This is a genomic window from Burkholderia sp. S171, from assembly GCF_009766085.1.
Taxonomy (GTDB): Bacteria; Pseudomonadota; Gammaproteobacteria; order Burkholderiales; family Burkholderiaceae; genus Caballeronia.
Genome location: NZ_LMUF01000071.1, coordinates 53,468 through 69,507 on the forward strand (window position 1 = coordinate 53,468; position 16,040 = coordinate 69,507).

Consider the following 16,040-nt stretch of genomic DNA (forward strand, 5'->3'; position numbering starts at 1 on the left):
GAAAAGCACGGTGCTCGCCAGAACGCAGGATGTTTGAACCCCTCCTTCTCGCGAATCCTGACATAGACACGCTTCGCCACCCGTGCTCTCGGGCAAACACCCTTGCCAAGGAACCGGCGCGGCCCCACGCGTCTTTACTGCGGTGGCTTTTTGGTAGGTTAGCTGCCCGGCCTGCGCTGCCGTATTCGTGGACCACAGCTTGATAAGTAGTAACTTTACGCGTACTACCGTCTCAGTTTTTGGTAAGTTGGATGCTCTGCCTGCACGGCTATTTTCGTGAGTATGGCCTCGCGCATCCTGCGGCTTCGTTTCGAGCTGGTTTGGCGACGTGGTTCGTCATGCGTACAAATGCGGTGGAAGGGTGTCCGCGGATAGCGCGGGGTGAACCTTGGGCAGGTTCAATCACTGGTGGCGAAGCGTGTCAGAACCTGAGTTCGGAGAAGGGGGGGTTCAAACATCGGTGGCTCTGGCGAGCACCGTGCTTTTGGGGCACCCATGAATAGAAACTGCACGCTGTGGACACTTAGGGTAGTGCGGTTAAAGCGTTTTCTTTGCTTCGTTTCTTTGTCGCTTTGGACAAAGAAGTGACGTGCCGCCACGCACAGTGGCTAACAGTGATAGAGAGAAAATCCGACACATGCAGACCGCTAACGCTGAAAGCAGCAACCCGGCATTGACCCCGACCGCTATCCCCAGAACCTAGCACCCCGGCACCAACCCCGACCGCTAACCTTAGAACGTGACAACAACAACCCCTCCCCCCACGAACAAAATATTTTCAAAAAGTGCGAACGAAACTACCTAGTCTGAAGGAGAACAGTAAATGAAAGTGTTTCATACAGTCGCCAGCGCAAGCATTGCCGCCTTGTGCGCAGCAGCCCTCTCCACACCAGCGCAAGCCGACGACAAGACCATCTACATCGGCATGAACGGCGGGGCGATGGAAAAAGCCTACACGAGCGAGGTCCTGCCCGAATTCGAAAAGGCCAACAACGTAAAAGTGGTAGTGGTCCCCGGCACGTCCTCCGACATTCTCGCCAAGCTGCTCGCGAACAAAGCCAAGCCACAAATCCACGTAGTGTTCCTCGACGATGGCGTGATGGCGCGCGCAGTCAGCATGGGCGTCTGCCAAAAACTCAATGACACTCCCGAACTCAAGCAGCTCTATCCGTTTGCTCGCATGAAGGACGACATCGGCGCGGGCGTTCAACTCGGCATGACCGGCATCGCGTACAACACGAAACTTTTCACGGCAAACGGCTGGGCACCGCCAACATCGTGGCTCGATTTCGCCGATCCGAAATACAAGGACAAAGTGGTGTTCCAGTCGGCATCGAGCAGCACGTTCGGCCTGCACGGCTTCCTGATGATCAACCGGCTCGAAGGCGGTTCGGAGAAGAATGTCGAACCGGGCTTTACGAAATGGCAAAGCACCGTGGGCCGCAACGTGATCGAGTACATCCCGAACTCGGCAAAGATCTCCGAGATGGTCCAGACCGGTCAAGCCGGCCTGTTCCCGCTCACGCCGACCGCTGTGGGTGACCTGCAGGCGAAGGGCATTCCCGTGGCTTACGTGAATCCGAAGGAAGGGCCGGTGCTGTTGCTCGTCGATGAATGCGTGGTGGCGAACAATCCCGATCCGGTCCTCGCGCAAAAGCTCGCAGCGTTCATGATCTCGGCATCGGCACAAAGCAAGGCAGCCACTGCCGGTCGTCAGATTCCGACGAACCGCCAGGCGACAATGCCCGACTCGATGCAGAAGCAACTCGGTAACCTCGACGACCTCGTGAAGAAGGTGAACGTGGTGGACTGGGACGTGATCAACGCAAATCGTCCGCAATGGGACGCGCGCTGGAATCGTCAGGTCGAACGGTAATCTGAAGCTTTAAGTAAAACGGGCGTTGTCGAGGGGTTTCCCCTGACATCGCCCGTTTCCGTTTACGCGTCGATCGAGCGTATGACGGTCGCCTCTACTTACTCTTACTCTTGCGAGTTGATGATGACTTTCGACACGGCATGCTCCTGCAAGCCCCATTTCTTCAGGATCTTTGTGTAGGTGCCATCGGCGATCAGCTTGCCGAATGCCTGGCTCAGCGCATCGTTTAAAGCAGGGCTGTTCTTCGCCATGCCAATCGCCGAGTATTGCGACAGGAACGGCTGGCCGATAGGTGCGTACGCATCTTTCTCCAGAGTGTTCTGATATGGCAGCGTTTCACCGCCTTGCACGGCGGCGTCGATGCGTCCCTGACGCAACTGCAGGCGAGCGTCGGCTGAACCATCAGTGCCCACCACTTGCACCGCTGGTTTCCCCGCCTTGACGCAGTGTTCGTCGCTCCATGTCTTGATGTCGTCGGGCCACGACGTGCGGCGGCTCGCACCCACGTGCTTGCCGCACACTGTTTCGATGGATGGGAAGTCGCCGGCGTGCGCCTTCAGCGTGTAAAACTGTGGCCCTGACTTGATGTAGTCAAGAAAGTTAATTGCCTCGCGGCGCGTCGGCAAGTCCGTCATGCCCGACAGGATCACATCCACGCGATGCGTGGTCAGCGCGCTCATCATCTGGTCGAAGTTGGTCTCTTCCCACTTCAGTTTCACGCCCATCTTTGCGGCCAGTGCGGCGCCGAGATCGACGTCGAAGCCGGTCAGTTCATCGGTTGCCGGGTCCTTGTATTCGAACGGCGGATAGTTCGGCACGATAGCGGCCGTGAGCGTGCCGTTGCCCGCCACGGGCGTCTGGGCGTGAGCCAACGATGCGGCAAGCGACATTGCGCCAAAAGCCAGGCTGACAAGGGTTCGCCGGAACAAGGAATCGATCATAAAAAGTCGCCTGAACGTGAGTTGACGGAGGTATAAAGCGGGTTTGAAAACCGTTGCCACGTGCCGTGACGCTAGGAAAGCACGGCCGAAATGAATTCTTGAGTACGCGGTTGTTGCGGTCGCGACAGCACCTGTTCAGGCGTGCCAACTTCGACCACCTTGCCCTGGTCCATGAAGACCACGCGGTTCGCGACTTCGCGCGCGAAGCCGAGTTCGTGCGTGACGACGATCATCGTCATGCCGCTCTTGGCCAGGTCGCGCATCACGCTCAGTACTTCACCTACCAGCTCGGGGTCGAGGGCGGAGGTGGGTTCGTCGAAGAGCATGAGTTGGGGATGCATGGCCAGCGCCCGTGCAATGGCGACACGTTGCTGCTGGCCACCGGACAACTCGACCGGAAACGCGTCACACTTGTGGCCAAGCCCGACCCGCGTCAACAACGCGCGCGCTTCTTCAATTGCCTCGGACTTTTTCTTCTTCAGCACCTGGACCGGCCCTTCGATCACATTTTCCAGCGCCGTCATGTGCGGAAAAAGATTGAAGCGCTGGAACACCATGCCGGTCGCAAGACGTTGCCGCGCCATCTGCTTTTCAGACAGCGGATAAAGCTTGTTTTCTACGCGCCGGTATCCGACCAGTTCGTCGTTCACCCACAGCGCGCCGCCGGTAATGGTTTCGAGTTGGTTGATACAGCGCAGGAAGGTGCTTTTGCCCGAGCCGGACGGCCCGATGATGCAGAGCACTTCGCCTTTCGCGACGTCGAGGTTGATGCCGTGCAGCGCCTGGAACTCGCCATAGGACTTGCGCAGGTCGACCGCTTTGACTAGTGGGTTCATGCTTGCCTGGGTTCGCGTATGAGTGGAGTTACCGTTTCGCGGATGGGCGGCCCGCCCCACGCGCAAAGCGCAGTTCGACCCGCGACTGCAGCAAGGAAAGAACCGTGACAATGACCAGATACCAGACGCCCGCGACCATCAGCAATTCGATCACGCGAGCGTTCGCATAATAGATGTTCTCGGCGCTGTGCAGCATTTCCGCATACTGGATCACACTGGCGAGTGAGGTCAGCTTCACCATGCCGATCAGTTCGTTGCCAATCGGCGGCACGATCACGCGCATGGCTTGCGGCAAGATCACGCGGCGCAGCGCCTGGAGCTTTGGCATGCCGATCGACTTCGCCGCTTCGTACTGGCCGGTGTCCACCGAGAGCAACCCCGCGCGCACGACTTCCGATGTATAGGCACCCTGATTAATTCCGAGTCCGAGCAGGGCGGCCAGGAACGGCGTCATGATATCGACGGTACGAAATTCAAACAGGCCGGGAATTCCCATGACCGGGAACACCAGCGCGAGGTTGAACCACAGCAACAATTGCAGGATCACGGGCGTGCCGCGAAACAGCCACACGTAGCCATGCGCGACTGCTTGCATGACCGGGTTGGTCGAGAGCCGCATGATCGCGATGATCACCCCAAGCACGATGCCCAGCGCCATCGCGAGGATCGTCATGACGATGGTATTGCCGAGGCCTTTGAGGATTGACTTGGCCGTCAGGAAGCGTCCGACAACGGCCCAGTCGATCTGCCCGCGCGCAAACGCCACGACCACATACGCAATGATCGCCAGGATCACTGCCGATGCAAAATAACGCCCGTAGTAGCGCCGCGGCACGTGTTCGAAGTGCGAGATATCGGTGAAGCCGTCGGCGTTGCCGGACGCCGATGTCCGCTCGTTCGATGCGCTCAGCATGAAGGTCCCTTGTAGTAAGCCGCCCAAGCAACTTGTTCTTCAATAGCGCTGCGCAGGCGCGCGATCTGTTCCGCCACGCGTGCCGGCGCTGTGCCGCCGTAACCCCGGCGCGCCGCGACGGCGGCGTCCAGCGTGACGTGATCGAGGACGCCGGGTTCAAGTCTCGCATCCACCGCTGCGAGGGTTGCCACCGACACCTCGCCCAGTTCAATGCCTTGTTGTTCGCAAACCTTCACCAGCGCGCCGGTGATTTCGTGCGCTTCGCTGAACGGCACGCCGCGCAGCGCGAGCCAGTCTGCAACTTCGGTGGCGAGCGTAAACCCGAGCGGTGCCTGGCGCCGCATTTCATCCACGTTCACGTGCATGGTGCGGATCATACCGGCCATGGCAGGCAGCACAAGTTCGAGTGTATCGATACTGTCGAACGCGGCAATCTTGTCTTCCGCGAGGTCGCGGTTATAGGCAAGCGGCAGCGACTTGAGCGTGGCTAGCAACCCGCTCAGGTTGCCGATCAATCGACCCGCCTTGCCGCGTGTCAGCTCGGCGATATCCGAGTTTTTCTTCTGCGGCATGATCGAGCTGCCGGTTGCATAGGCATCGTCGAGTTCGACCCAGCGGAACTGCCGCGAGGTCCACAGGATCACTTCTTCCGAGAGGCGCGACAGGTTGACGGCCAGCATGCTGGTAATGAACGTGAACTCGGCAACGTGGTCGCGCGAAGCGACAGCGTCGATGGAGTTCTCGCACGGGCCGTCGTAGCCGAGTTCTTGCGCGGACAGGTCGGCACGCAAGCAGATCGCGGACCCCGCCAGCGCCGCCGCGCCCAGTGGCGAACGCGCGCTGCGCCGGTCCCAATCCACCAGCCGGTCGACATCGCGATAAATCGACTGCGCGTGCGCAAGCAACTGATGCGCGAACACGATCGGCTGTGCCGGTTGCAAATGCGTGAAGCCGGCGGTGATGGTTTGCACATGCGCCTCGGCTTGTTCAACCAGCGCGTTCTGCAGTTCGATGATCGCCAACGCCAGCTTGCGAGCCTTATCGCGCAGATACAAACGCAAGTCGTTCGCCGCTTGATCGTTGCGTGAACGGCCCGCGCGCAACTTCCCGCCGATCGCCATGAGCCGCTGCGTCAGTTCGCGCTCGAGGAAGGTATGGACATCTTCGTCGGCAAGGATAGGGGCGAGGTCGCCCGCGACGAACTCGGACTCTATTTGCTGCATCGCGTCGAGCAGTTGCTGAAGCTCGTCGGCGCTCAGGATTCCGGCTCGCCTCAGTTCGTTTGCATGGGCACGCGAACCGGCGAGATCGTAAGGCGCAAGACGGAAGAAGCTTGGGTCCGAACGGGACAGGTTTTCCAGCGCCAGCGAGGGTCCTGATTTGAAGCGGCCGCCCCAGAGGCGTTCGGTTGCATCAGTAGTGTTCATGCGTTTGCCTAGCGTTGCTAAAGAGGGTTGCCTGAAAAGGTCGCCCGAGAGCGCTTCAGAATGTCCCTTAGCTTACGCAATCAAATTTTTTGCTTGTAGAGAGAATTAAATTCGCCTTAAATCAAATTTTTCTCAGTATCTTTCGTTTCTTCACGCTCTCCAAACCTGCCTATGCGCCATCGGCTGCCCCCACTCAATCCCCTGCGTGCGTTCGAAGCGACGGCGCGCCATGGCACGGTTGCCAGCGCGGCCGAAGAACTCAACGTCACGGCCAGCGCCGTCAGCCATCAGGTGCGCGTGCTGGAGAGCACCCTGGGCGTGGCGTTGTTCATTCGCTCGAAGGCGCGGGTGAAACTGACGCCCGCCGGCGAAGCGCTGCTGCAGCCGGTCAAGAACGCGTTCGACATGATCGCGACCGCAGTGGTCAGGCTGGAGTCGCCCGTCATTGCGGGGGACTTGGTGGTGTCAGCCCCAATGCTGTTCACCTCGCGTTGGCTCGCGCGGCATATAGGTGATTTCCTTGATCAATTCCCCGCAGTCAACTTAAAACTGATCCCGTCCAACGACGACAAGGAAATCTATTCATCCAATGTCGACCTCTGCGTCCGATACGGCGAGGGCCGCTGGCGGGACCGTGACGTCAAGCTCATCATGCATCCGGTCCTGTTCCCTGTCGTGAGTCCGGCGTTGATGAACGGGCCGCGCGCGCTTCGCACGGTGCAGGACCTGGCTAACCGGACCTTGTTCTGCGAGCACGCCGGGTCATGGATGCGATGGTTGGCGGAGGCGTCGGCTGACAAGCTTGAGGGTTTACGCATTCTGGAAATCGGCATTGCGCATGTAGGAATCGAGGCCGCAGTGCGGGGACAAGGCGTAGCATTGGGCGATAGCTTTTCCGTCCGCGACGATCTCGCCGATGGCACGCTCGTCCGTCCATTTCGTATCACCGTGCCGGCCAAGCACGCGTACTACTGGGTGCGCCGGCATGAGATGACCGAGGCACCGCTAGTGGCCGCATTTATGTCGTGGGTGGACTCGAAACTCGCGTGAAATCTGCGTAAAGTCAGCGTGAAGCCTTCTATTTTTATCGGGTATGAAAAGCAGCCCGATTGCGCGAAAACGTTTGCCACTGAAAAATCAGGGGAAAGATTCGCTTCCTGACATTTCTGCCATTTTGGCGCCATCTAGGCGTTGGCACCTGCCCGTTAAGATCGGGACGTGAGTTGCCTATTCGTGGTCTGTTGGCTGCATGAAAGGCCGCACGGCGCCCAGCCGCACTCGATCCGGCCCGCCGTGTGCAAGACATCGCCTGAATGGCTTTGCCTGAACGTTATCGTGGCTGCATTCCAGCGGTTCATTCTTCTTTCCTGCTTTTTTCGAGCGCGTCTCAATGTGGATTGTCAACGTTGCGCTAAAGCGGCCCTACACGTTTATCGTGATGGCCATCCTGATCCTGTTGGCAACGCCGTTTGCGCTCCTGACAACGCCGGTCGACGTCCTGCCGGACATCAACATCCCCGTCGTCAGCATCATCTGGACTTACACGGGCCTGTCAGCCGAGGACATGGCCAACCGCATCACGCAGGTCAATGAACGCAGCCTGACCACGACCGTCAACGACATCGAACATATCGAGTCGCAGTCACTGCCCGGCATTGCCATCCTGAAGGTGTTCTTGCAACCGACCGCGAACATTCAGACGGCTATTGCCCAGACGGTGGCCGTTGAGCAGGCGCAGTTGAAGCAGATGCCGCCAGGGGCCACACCGCCGCTCGTGATCAGTTATTCGGCGTCCAGTATCCCGGTGGTGCAGCTGGGCTTGTCCAGCCCGACGCTCTCTGAAAAGGACCTGAACGACACCGCCCTGAACTTCTTGCGCCCGCAGCTGGTGACCATTCCCGGCGCGGCCGTGCCGTATCCGTATGGCGGTAAAAGCCGGCTGATTTCGGTCGACCTGGATACCCGCGCGCTGCTGGCAAAAGGCCTGACGCCGTCGGACGTGGTGAGCGCCTTCAACGCGCAGAACTTGATCCTGCCCACCGGCACGGCCAAGATCGGCATGAAGGAATACACGATCAACATGAATGGTTCGCCGGCGACCATCGAAGCGCTGAACGACATTCCGGTACGCACGCTTAATGGAGCAACTACCTACCTGAGAGAAGTCGCGCATGTACGCGACGGCTTCTCTCCGCAGACGAATATCGTGCGTCAAAATGGGCATCGCGGCGTGCTGATGTCGGTGATGAAGAACGGCAGCGCGTCGACGCTGTCCATCGTCGATTCTCTCTACGCGCTGTTGCCGAATGCCCGGGCTTCGTTGCCGCCGGACCTCACCATCACCCCGCTTTTCGATCAGTCGGTGTTCGTCAAGGCAGCGGTGCAGGGCGTGATCCGTGAAGCGCTGATTGCCGCCGCCTTGACGGCCGCGATGATCCTGCTGTTCCTCGGCAACTGGCGCAGCACCTGCATCATTGCGGTCTCCATTCCGCTGTCGATCCTCTCGTCATTGCTTGCGCTGCATGCGCTCGGGCAGACCATCAACATCATGACGCTGGGGGGGCTCGCGCTGGCGGTGGGTATTCTGGTGGACGATGCAACGGTGACCATCGAGAACATCGAGCGGCACCTGCACATGGGCACGGACCTGCACGAGGCCATTCTTGAAGGGGCCGGCGAAATCGCGGTGCCCGCGCTCGTGTCCACGCTGTGTATTTGTATTGTGTTCGTGCCGATGTTCTTCCTCACCGGCGTGGCGAAATTCCTGTTCGTGCCGCTTGCTGAAGCCGTGGTGTTCGCGATGCTCGCGTCGTACATTCTGTCGCGGACGCTGGTGCCAACGCTCGCCATGTTGCTGATGGGCCACGCGCACAAGCCGAAGAACGGTTCGAAGCCGAATCTGTTCATGCGTTTGTATCGCCGTTTCGATGCAGGCTTCGAGCGCATGCGCGCCACTTACATCGTAATCCTGAGCACGTTGCTCGTGCGGCGCCGCATGTTTGCCTCGCTATTTCTTGGCTTTTGCGTGCTGTCGGTGGGACTGGTGTTCGCGCTCGGCGAAGACTTCTTCCCGACGGTCGATGCCGGCGACATCCGCCTGCATATGCGCGCGCCGACCGGCACGCGCATCGAGGAAACGGCACGGCTGGCTGACCAGGTCGAAGAAGTCGTGCGGCAGGTGGTGCCGGCGGCTCAGCTCAACACGATCCTCGACAACCTCGGCTTGCCGTATAGCGGCATCAACTTGTCTTACAGTAACGCGGGCACGATCGGTACGCTCGACGGGGAGATCCAGGTAGCGCTGAAGCCGGACCACGATCCCACGCAGAACTTCGTGGACAAGTTGCGCGCCGTGCTGCCGCAGCGTTTTCCGGGCGTCGAATTTTTCTTCCAGCCTGCGGACATCGTGACGCAGATCCTGAACTTCGGTTTGCCGGCCGCCATGGACGTGCAGATTTCCGGGGCCGACCAGCAGGGCAATTTCGCAGTCGCGGCGAAGCTGATGAAGTCGATCCGCCAGATTCCCGGCACGGTGGACACGCACATCCAGCAGAAGCTCGACGAACCCGCGCTCAACCTGCAGATGGATCGCACCCGGCTCCAGCAGCTCAACCTGACGGCGAACAACGTCGCGCAGAACGTGCTGATTTCATTGTCGGGCAGCTCGCAGACATCGCCGGGTTTCTGGTTCAACAACAAGAACGGCGTTGAGTATTCGGTCGCGGTGCAGACACCGCAGTACCAGATTTCATCAATTGACGAACTGCTGCGCACGCCGGTTTCCGCCAGCGCGACCGGGCCCACGCAGTTGCTTGGCAACCTCGTGCGGGTCACGCCGCAAAACCAGTTCGCAGTCGTGACGCACTACAACATCCGCCCGGTCATCGATGTGTTCGTGAGCGTGGAAGGGCGCGACCTCGGCAGCATTGCGACAGAGGTCGACAAGCTCGTGAACCAGGCCCGCGCAACCTTGCCGCGCGGCAGCCAGATCATCGTGCGCGGCCAGGTCGCGACCATGCGTTCGTCGTTCTTCGGCCTGGGTGTCGGTGTGGCAATGGCGATCGTGCTGGTGTATCTGCTGATCGTGGTGAACTTCCAGTCGTGGGTTGATCCGCTGATCATCGTCAGTGCGCTGCCGGCGGCGCTTGCCGGTATCGTCTGGATGCTGTTCCTCACCGGCACGCACCTGAGCGTTCCGGCGCTCACCGGCGCCATCATGACGATGGGTGTCGCGACCGCCAACAGTATCCTGATGGTGTCCTTTGCGCGCCAGCGGCTGCAAGCCGGCGCACCTCCGCTGACCGCGGCACTCGAAGCCGGCGCGAGCCGTATTCGTCCGGTGCTGATGACGGCGTTCGCCATGATCATCGGCATGATTCCGATGGCGCTTGGTTTGGGCGAAGGCTCTGAACAAAACGCACCGCTCGGGCGCGCGGTGATCGGCGGATTGCTGTTCGCTACGGTTTCCACGCTCTTTTTCGTGCCGCTCGTGTTTGCGGGTATTCACAGCCGGCTGGCCCGGCGGCGTGATCGTTCGGCAGGTGACCGTGACGATCATGGCGGCGGCGGTTCAGGCGGCCATCCAGGCCATCCAGGTCACGATGGCCCGGGCCATGGCGCCGGCGAGCATGCTCCAAGTTAAATATGGCTGACTGATATGACTGAAAAATCTCATGCTTCGCTGGCGATTCCCGCAAGGGATACCGAGGACGGGCACGCTTTGCCGCCTCGTGGCCGTGAATGGAAACGCGCGAAGATCGCCGTTATCGTGGTGCTGGTCCTGCTGGTGCTGGGCGCCGGACGCACGGTGGTGTCCGACGTGATGCAAAGCCACTCGGTGGCGGCAACCTCGCAGCAAAACGCGAAGGTGTACGTGAATGTCATCTCGCCCAAGCAAGCGGCGGGGGGCGGTGACACCCTGCTGCCGGGCACGTTGCGCGGTTACGTGGAGTCGCCCATCTATGCACGCGCCACGGGTTATCTGCTGCACTGGTACGCGGATATCGGCACGCGGGTGAAGCAAGGCCAGTTGCTTGCGGATCTCGATACGCCTGAGATCGATCAGGAACTCGCGCAAGCGGTGGCTCAACGTGACCAGACGTCGTCCAGCCTCGTGCTCGCGAAAAGCTCGTTCGAGCGCTGGCAGCAACTGCGTCAACGCGATGCGGTTTCTCAACAGGAACTGGATGAACGCCAGAGCACCTATAGCCAGGATGTCGCGAATCTTGCGGCAGCGAACGCCAATGTGCAGCGGCTGAAGCAGCTTGAATCGTTCAAGCGGATCGTCGCTCCGTTCGCGGGTGTGGTGACGCAGCGCAACGTGGATGTGGGCGACTTGATCGATGCCGGCAGTGGCGCGAGCCGTGCGCTCTTCGCGCTGGCGCAGTCGGACCCGCTGAGAGTTTACGTGCAGCTTCCGCAGGCTTATGCGCAGAACGTGGCGCAGGGGCAGGATGTCATCGTTACGCAGGCGGAGTTGCCGGGCCAGCAGTTCCACGGTTCGATCGCTCATATCTCCGGCGCGATCGACGTCCCGACCCGGTCGCTGCAGATCGAAGTACGCTTGCCTAATCCCGATAGCAAGCTGCGGCCGGGCGCCTACGTCCAGGTGTCGCTGCCGGCGACCGTGCGGGCGCCCTTGCTGGTGCCGGGCAACGCGCTGTTGTTCCGCTCCGAAGGGCCGCGGGTTGCGGTCGTCGACCAGGATGGCAAGGTCAATCTGCGCAAGATCGTGATTGCGCAGGACCTGGGGCAGTCGCTGGAAATTGAAAGCGGCATTGAAGCAAGCGACAAGATCATCATCAACCCGAGCGATTCCATTGCAGACGGTGACCATGTCCTGATCGCGCCGCAGCAGCCTGCCAAGAAGGGGACATCGTGAAGCGCGCGCGCCCGTGGCCGGTTCAGTGGCCGGTTCAGCCGGCACGGCTCAAGACCCTGATGACCAGCACGGCCGTGATCGCATCCGGAGCGGTTCTGCTGTCCGCGTGCACGGTTGGGCCAGACTACAAGCAGCCTCACGCCGATGCACCGCCCGCGTGGCACACCGACTCGTACTGGCGTCTCGCCGAGCCGTCGCACGCGCCGCTGGCCCCGGAATGGTGGGCCAGTTTCGGCGATGAATCGTTGAACGGCTTCGAACAGCAAGCGCTCGCGCAGAACCAGACGCTCGCCGCCGCCAGCGCGCATTACGCGCAGTCGCGTGCGACGTTGGCGAACAACAAGGCGCAGCAGGTGCCCGAGGTCGATCTCGGCGCCAGCGGGTCGCGTTTCCGGATATCGAAGGACCGGCCGCTGACCAACTACGCCACGCCGACCCAGTCGACGGTGCAGAACAACATCCAGGTCGGTCCGACCATCAACTATGACACCGACCTGTTTGGCCGGATTCGCCGTGAAGTCGAGGGCGCGACAGCGTCCGCCGAACAGTCAGGCGACGATCTCGCCAACGCGCGGCTCGTGCTGACCACGGACTTGGCCAGCGACTACTTTTCGATGCGCGAACTCGATGCCGAGATCGACGTGTTGAACCGGTCGGTCGTCCTGCAGCAGAAGGCGCTGGATTACGTGACCACGGAGCACGACCTGGGTTCGGTATCCGGACTCGACGTGCTGCAGCAAAAATCCGAACTCGATACCACGCGGGTCCAGGCTCGCCTGCTGCTCAACCAGCGCGCCCAGTTCGAACATGCGATCGCCGCGCTGATCGGCGTGCCGGCACCGCAATTCGCGATTGCGCCGAAAGTGATCGAGACGTCTGTCCCCGCGATACCGCTCGGACTGCCAAGTGATTTGCTGCAGCGGCGTCCCGACATTGCGTCGGCCGAGCGCGCGATGGCTGCGGCGAATGCACAGATCGGCGTGGCGAAAGCCGCGTTTTTCCCGAGCCTTTCGCTGATGCCGGGCATCGGCTGGGAAAGCACGCAGTTCGCCAGCCTGCTGACCGCGCCAACATTGATGTGGACGCTGGGCGCCACGCTCGGGCAGGTCGTCTTCGACGGCGGCCGGCGTGCCGCTAATGTCGACTTTGCGAGCGCGGGGTATCAGGCGGCCGAGGCAAACTATCGCCAGACGGTGCTCAATGCATTCCAGCAAGTGCAGGACGGCGTGACCGGGTTGTCGGTGCTCGATGCAGCGTCGAAGGAGTCGCAAGAGGCCGTCACGGACGCGCGGCGTTTGCTCTCGCTTGCCAACGATCGTTATTCGGGCGGCCTGGTTGCCTTCCTCGATGTGATCACCGCCCAGCAGTCGCTGCTCACGAGCGAGCGTCAGGACGTGCAGATTCATGGCCAGCAATGGACGATGTCGGTGTCGCTGGTCAAGGCGCTGGGGGGCGGCTGGGACGTCAACGCGGCAGCACCGGAGAAGACGGCGGCAATCAACCCGCCAAAGTGATTTGACACGCGAAGCCCGGGCTTCGCCACTCGCCGAAGGAAGAGAGAAAACGTTTTTCTATAATGGGAAGACGTACACAAGAAGGCGCGCATGAAATTGCTCATCGTGGAAGACGAACACAAGGTGGTTGACTATCTGCGCTCCGGCTTGACGGAGCAGGGGTGGATAGTCGACGTGGCCCTGGATGGCGAGGAAGGCACGCATCTCGCGATCGAATTCGACTACGACGTGATCGTGCTCGACGTGATGCTGCCCAAACGCGACGGCTTCAGCGTGCTGAAGGCGCTGCGCGCGCATAAGGCGACGCCCGTCATCATGCTGACCGCGCGCGACCAGATCAACGACCGGGTGCGGGGCTTGCGCGAAGGCGCCGATGACTACCTGACCAAGCCGTTCTCCTTCCTGGAGCTGGTCGAGAGGCTGCATGCGCTGGCGCGGCGTACCCGCGTGCAGGAGTCGACGCTGATCTCGCTGGGCGACTTGTACGTTGATTTGATCGGCCGGCGCGCCACGCGTGACGGCGTGCGGCTGGACCTGACGGCCAAGGAATTCCAGTTGCTGAGCGTGCTGGCACGCCGCCAGGGGGATATCCTGTCGAAAACGGCAATCACCGAGCTGGTCTGGGACGTCAACTTCGACAGCCATACCAACGTGGTGGAAACCGCGATCAAGCGCCTGCGGGCCAAGCTGGACGGCCCATTCCCGACCAAGCTGCTGCACACGGTGCGCGGCATGGGCTACGTTCTGGAGGTCCGCGAAGAAGCGGGAACATCATGAATCGATCAATCGCCCGGCGTCTGGCTTTCATGTTCGCGGCCGTCGCGCTGTTTGTCTTTACGCTGGTCGGAACCGGGCTTTTCCTGGTGTTGCGCACGCAACTCGAGCAGCATTTACGCGATTCCCTCGACGACCGCACGCAGATCGCGCGGATCATCGTCTATCACGCCGGTACGCCAGAAAAATGGAAAATGGCGCGTGAAAAACTGACCGACATGACGCCCCACGATGGCGCGACGCTGTATTCGGTATCGAGTCCGGATTCCTCGTTTCACTTCGGCAGTCCGGTGACCGGACAGATCGTAAACCGCTGGTCTGGCGGGTATGCGCGGGTGCGCACCGGCAGCAGCGAGAGCGACATGCTGACCAACACGGTCACGATTCCCGCGTATATGCAACGGCCTGCCGTGCAGCTTCAGGTGGCCGCGGGTTATTCGGCGAACGCGCGGACCATGCGCGCTTTTGGATTGGCGCTAGCTGCTTTATCGGCGCTGGGCAGCCTCGGGGTGCTGCTGCTGAGTTATTCGGTCACGCGCATCGGGCTTGCGCCGCTTACGCGGCTGACCCGGGATGCGTCGGCGGTGAGCCCGAACAATCGCTCGCAGCGGCTAAATACGCGCTCGCTGCCGCTGGAACTCAACGATCTTGCCAACTCATTCAACGGGGCGCTCGAACGTCTTGACGGCGCTTACGGGCGGCTTGAATCGTTCAATGCCGATGTCGCGCACGAGTTGCGCACACCGGTCACCATCCTGATCGGGCAGACCGAGGTGGCGCTGACCCGCAACCGCTCCGTCGACGACCTGCGTCACACGCTGCAGTCGAACCTGGAAGAGTTCGAACGCATGCGGGCGATCATCAACGACATGCTGTTCCTCGCCCGCGCCGATCAGGGCGAACGCGCGTCGGGGCTTGTCGATACATCCCTTGCCGCGGAAGTTGCCCATACGCTGGAATTCCTGGAGATTCCGCTGGAGGAAGCCCACGTGCGCGCAGCTTATACCGGCGACGCGCTGGTGCGGGTGAACAAGTCGCTGTTCGGCCGCGCGTGCATCAACCTCCTGATGAACGCGATCCAGCATTGCGCGCCGGGATCGACCATCAAGGTGTCGATTGCGCGTGAAGGCAACCTGGTGCGCGTGGCCGTCTCCAATCCGGGGGAGCCTATTGAGCCCGCCGTGCTCGATCATCTGTTCGACCGGTTTTATCGCGCCGAGGTCTCGCGGACCAACAGCCGCGAGAACCACGGACTGGGCCTGGCGATCGTCAAGGCGACCGCGGAAATGCATGGCGGCAAGGTGTCTGCCACCAGCGCCGGGGGCATCAACACATTTGCATTCTGGGTCGCCGCGTCGCGTGGTGAGCAGGAGAGTGTGTCCGGAATGCCGGCCGCCAATGCGCCGACCGGTGCGCCGGCCGGTGCGTCGTCCGCCGTGTCGTCGGATGTCCCGATGCAGCCGGCCTCGGTTAGTCACTGAGATTTAACGCTGGCATCAAGGCTTGCCCGGCGCTCCGCGCGCCGGGGAGCGGCCCTCTCGGGTAACCATCCCCTTCAATCGTCGTCTTTCCGTGCTACTGAGCGCGTTTTCCTTCGCACGCTCAAAAGATAGGTTGTCGTACAACGTATCTGATGACATACGTACCTCTATCTCATGTCATGTACGTCTCGGACCGATTAAGTCTCACGTTGACTCAAATCGTGGGAACGACCATGCATAAGGGATTAGGCGATATATGTCCGACCTTTCCGGGAGGTTGGATGTATCACGGTTAAGGGTTTACGGTGATAGAAAACGCGTCTTGCGGCGGTTATGTTCTCATACGACAACATACATCGATAAATGCGCCGTAAAGCTGACCTTGGCTGCGGTCCAT

At 60.8% G+C, this 16,040-nt stretch carries 11 protein-coding genes; 7 read left to right on the top strand and 4 right to left on the bottom strand.

Annotated features, from left to right (window positions below; translation table 11 throughout):
- The first annotated feature begins 823 nt into the window (after positions 1–823).
- Entirely contained in the window at positions 824–1,876 is a 1,053-nt protein-coding gene (locus GSQ93_RS36560; protein ID WP_158941094.1) for an ABC transporter substrate-binding protein, read from the top strand.
- Positions 1,877–1,980: 104 nt separating this feature from the next.
- Here the strand turns inward: GSQ93_RS36560 and GSQ93_RS36565 are convergent, their stop codons facing one another.
- The 4 genes from GSQ93_RS36565 to argH form a co-directional block, all read right to left on the bottom strand.
- The gene (locus GSQ93_RS36565; RefSeq protein WP_158941095.1) at positions 1,981–2,817 is read right to left on the bottom strand and encodes an ABC transporter substrate-binding protein; all 837 of its coding nucleotides are present in this window, start codon (positions 2,815–2,817) and stop codon (positions 1,981–1,983) included.
- 71 nt (positions 2,818–2,888) lie between these two features.
- Positions 2,889–3,653: an amino acid ABC transporter ATP-binding protein gene (locus GSQ93_RS36570; RefSeq protein WP_158941096.1), complete on the bottom strand. Its 765-nt coding sequence runs from the start codon at positions 3,651–3,653 to the stop codon at positions 2,889–2,891.
- Positions 3,654–3,681: 28 nt separating this feature from the next.
- Positions 3,682–4,566, bottom strand: a complete 885-nt coding sequence (locus tag GSQ93_RS36575; RefSeq protein ID WP_158941097.1) for an amino acid ABC transporter permease — start codon at positions 4,564–4,566, stop codon at positions 3,682–3,684.
- Positions 4,560–5,993, bottom strand: coding sequence for an argininosuccinate lyase (argH, locus tag GSQ93_RS36580; RefSeq protein WP_158941098.1), 1,434 nt, complete (start codon positions 5,991–5,993; stop codon positions 4,560–4,562). Before argH ends, GSQ93_RS36575 begins: the two co-directional genes overlap by 7 nt.
- Before the next feature lie 171 nt (positions 5,994–6,164).
- Here argH and GSQ93_RS36585 point away from each other — a divergent pair, with 171 nt between their 5' ends.
- The 6 genes from GSQ93_RS36585 to GSQ93_RS36610 all read left to right on the top strand — a co-directional run bounded on the left by GSQ93_RS36585 (position 6,165) and on the right by GSQ93_RS36610 (position 15,643).
- The gene (locus GSQ93_RS36585) at positions 6,165–7,043 is read left to right on the top strand and encodes a LysR substrate-binding domain-containing protein (RefSeq protein ID WP_158941099.1); all 879 of its coding nucleotides are present in this window, start codon (positions 6,165–6,167) and stop codon (positions 7,041–7,043) included.
- Between the two features lie 340 nt (positions 7,044–7,383).
- A complete protein-coding gene (locus GSQ93_RS36590) occupies positions 7,384–10,635 on the top strand; it encodes an efflux RND transporter permease subunit (RefSeq protein WP_158941100.1) in 3,252 nt (1,083 codons plus the stop codon).
- A 15-nt stretch (positions 10,636–10,650) separates the two neighbouring features.
- Complete coding sequence (locus GSQ93_RS36595) at positions 10,651–11,874, top strand: efflux RND transporter periplasmic adaptor subunit (RefSeq protein ID WP_158941101.1); 1,224 nt, start codon at positions 10,651–10,653, stop codon at positions 11,872–11,874.
- Between the two features lie 59 nt (positions 11,875–11,933).
- Complete coding sequence (locus GSQ93_RS36600) at positions 11,934–13,388, top strand: efflux transporter outer membrane subunit (protein WP_158941116.1); 1,455 nt, start codon at positions 11,934–11,936, stop codon at positions 13,386–13,388.
- A 90-nt stretch (positions 13,389–13,478) separates the two neighbouring features.
- On the top strand, positions 13,479–14,165 hold the full coding sequence (locus GSQ93_RS36605; protein WP_047846805.1) for a heavy metal response regulator transcription factor: 687 nt from the start codon (positions 13,479–13,481) through the stop codon (positions 14,163–14,165).
- A complete protein-coding gene (locus GSQ93_RS36610) occupies positions 14,162–15,643 on the top strand; it encodes a heavy metal sensor histidine kinase (protein ID WP_158941102.1) in 1,482 nt (493 codons plus the stop codon). Before GSQ93_RS36605 ends, GSQ93_RS36610 begins: the two co-directional genes overlap by 4 nt.
- Positions 15,644–16,040: the final 397 nt, after the last annotated feature.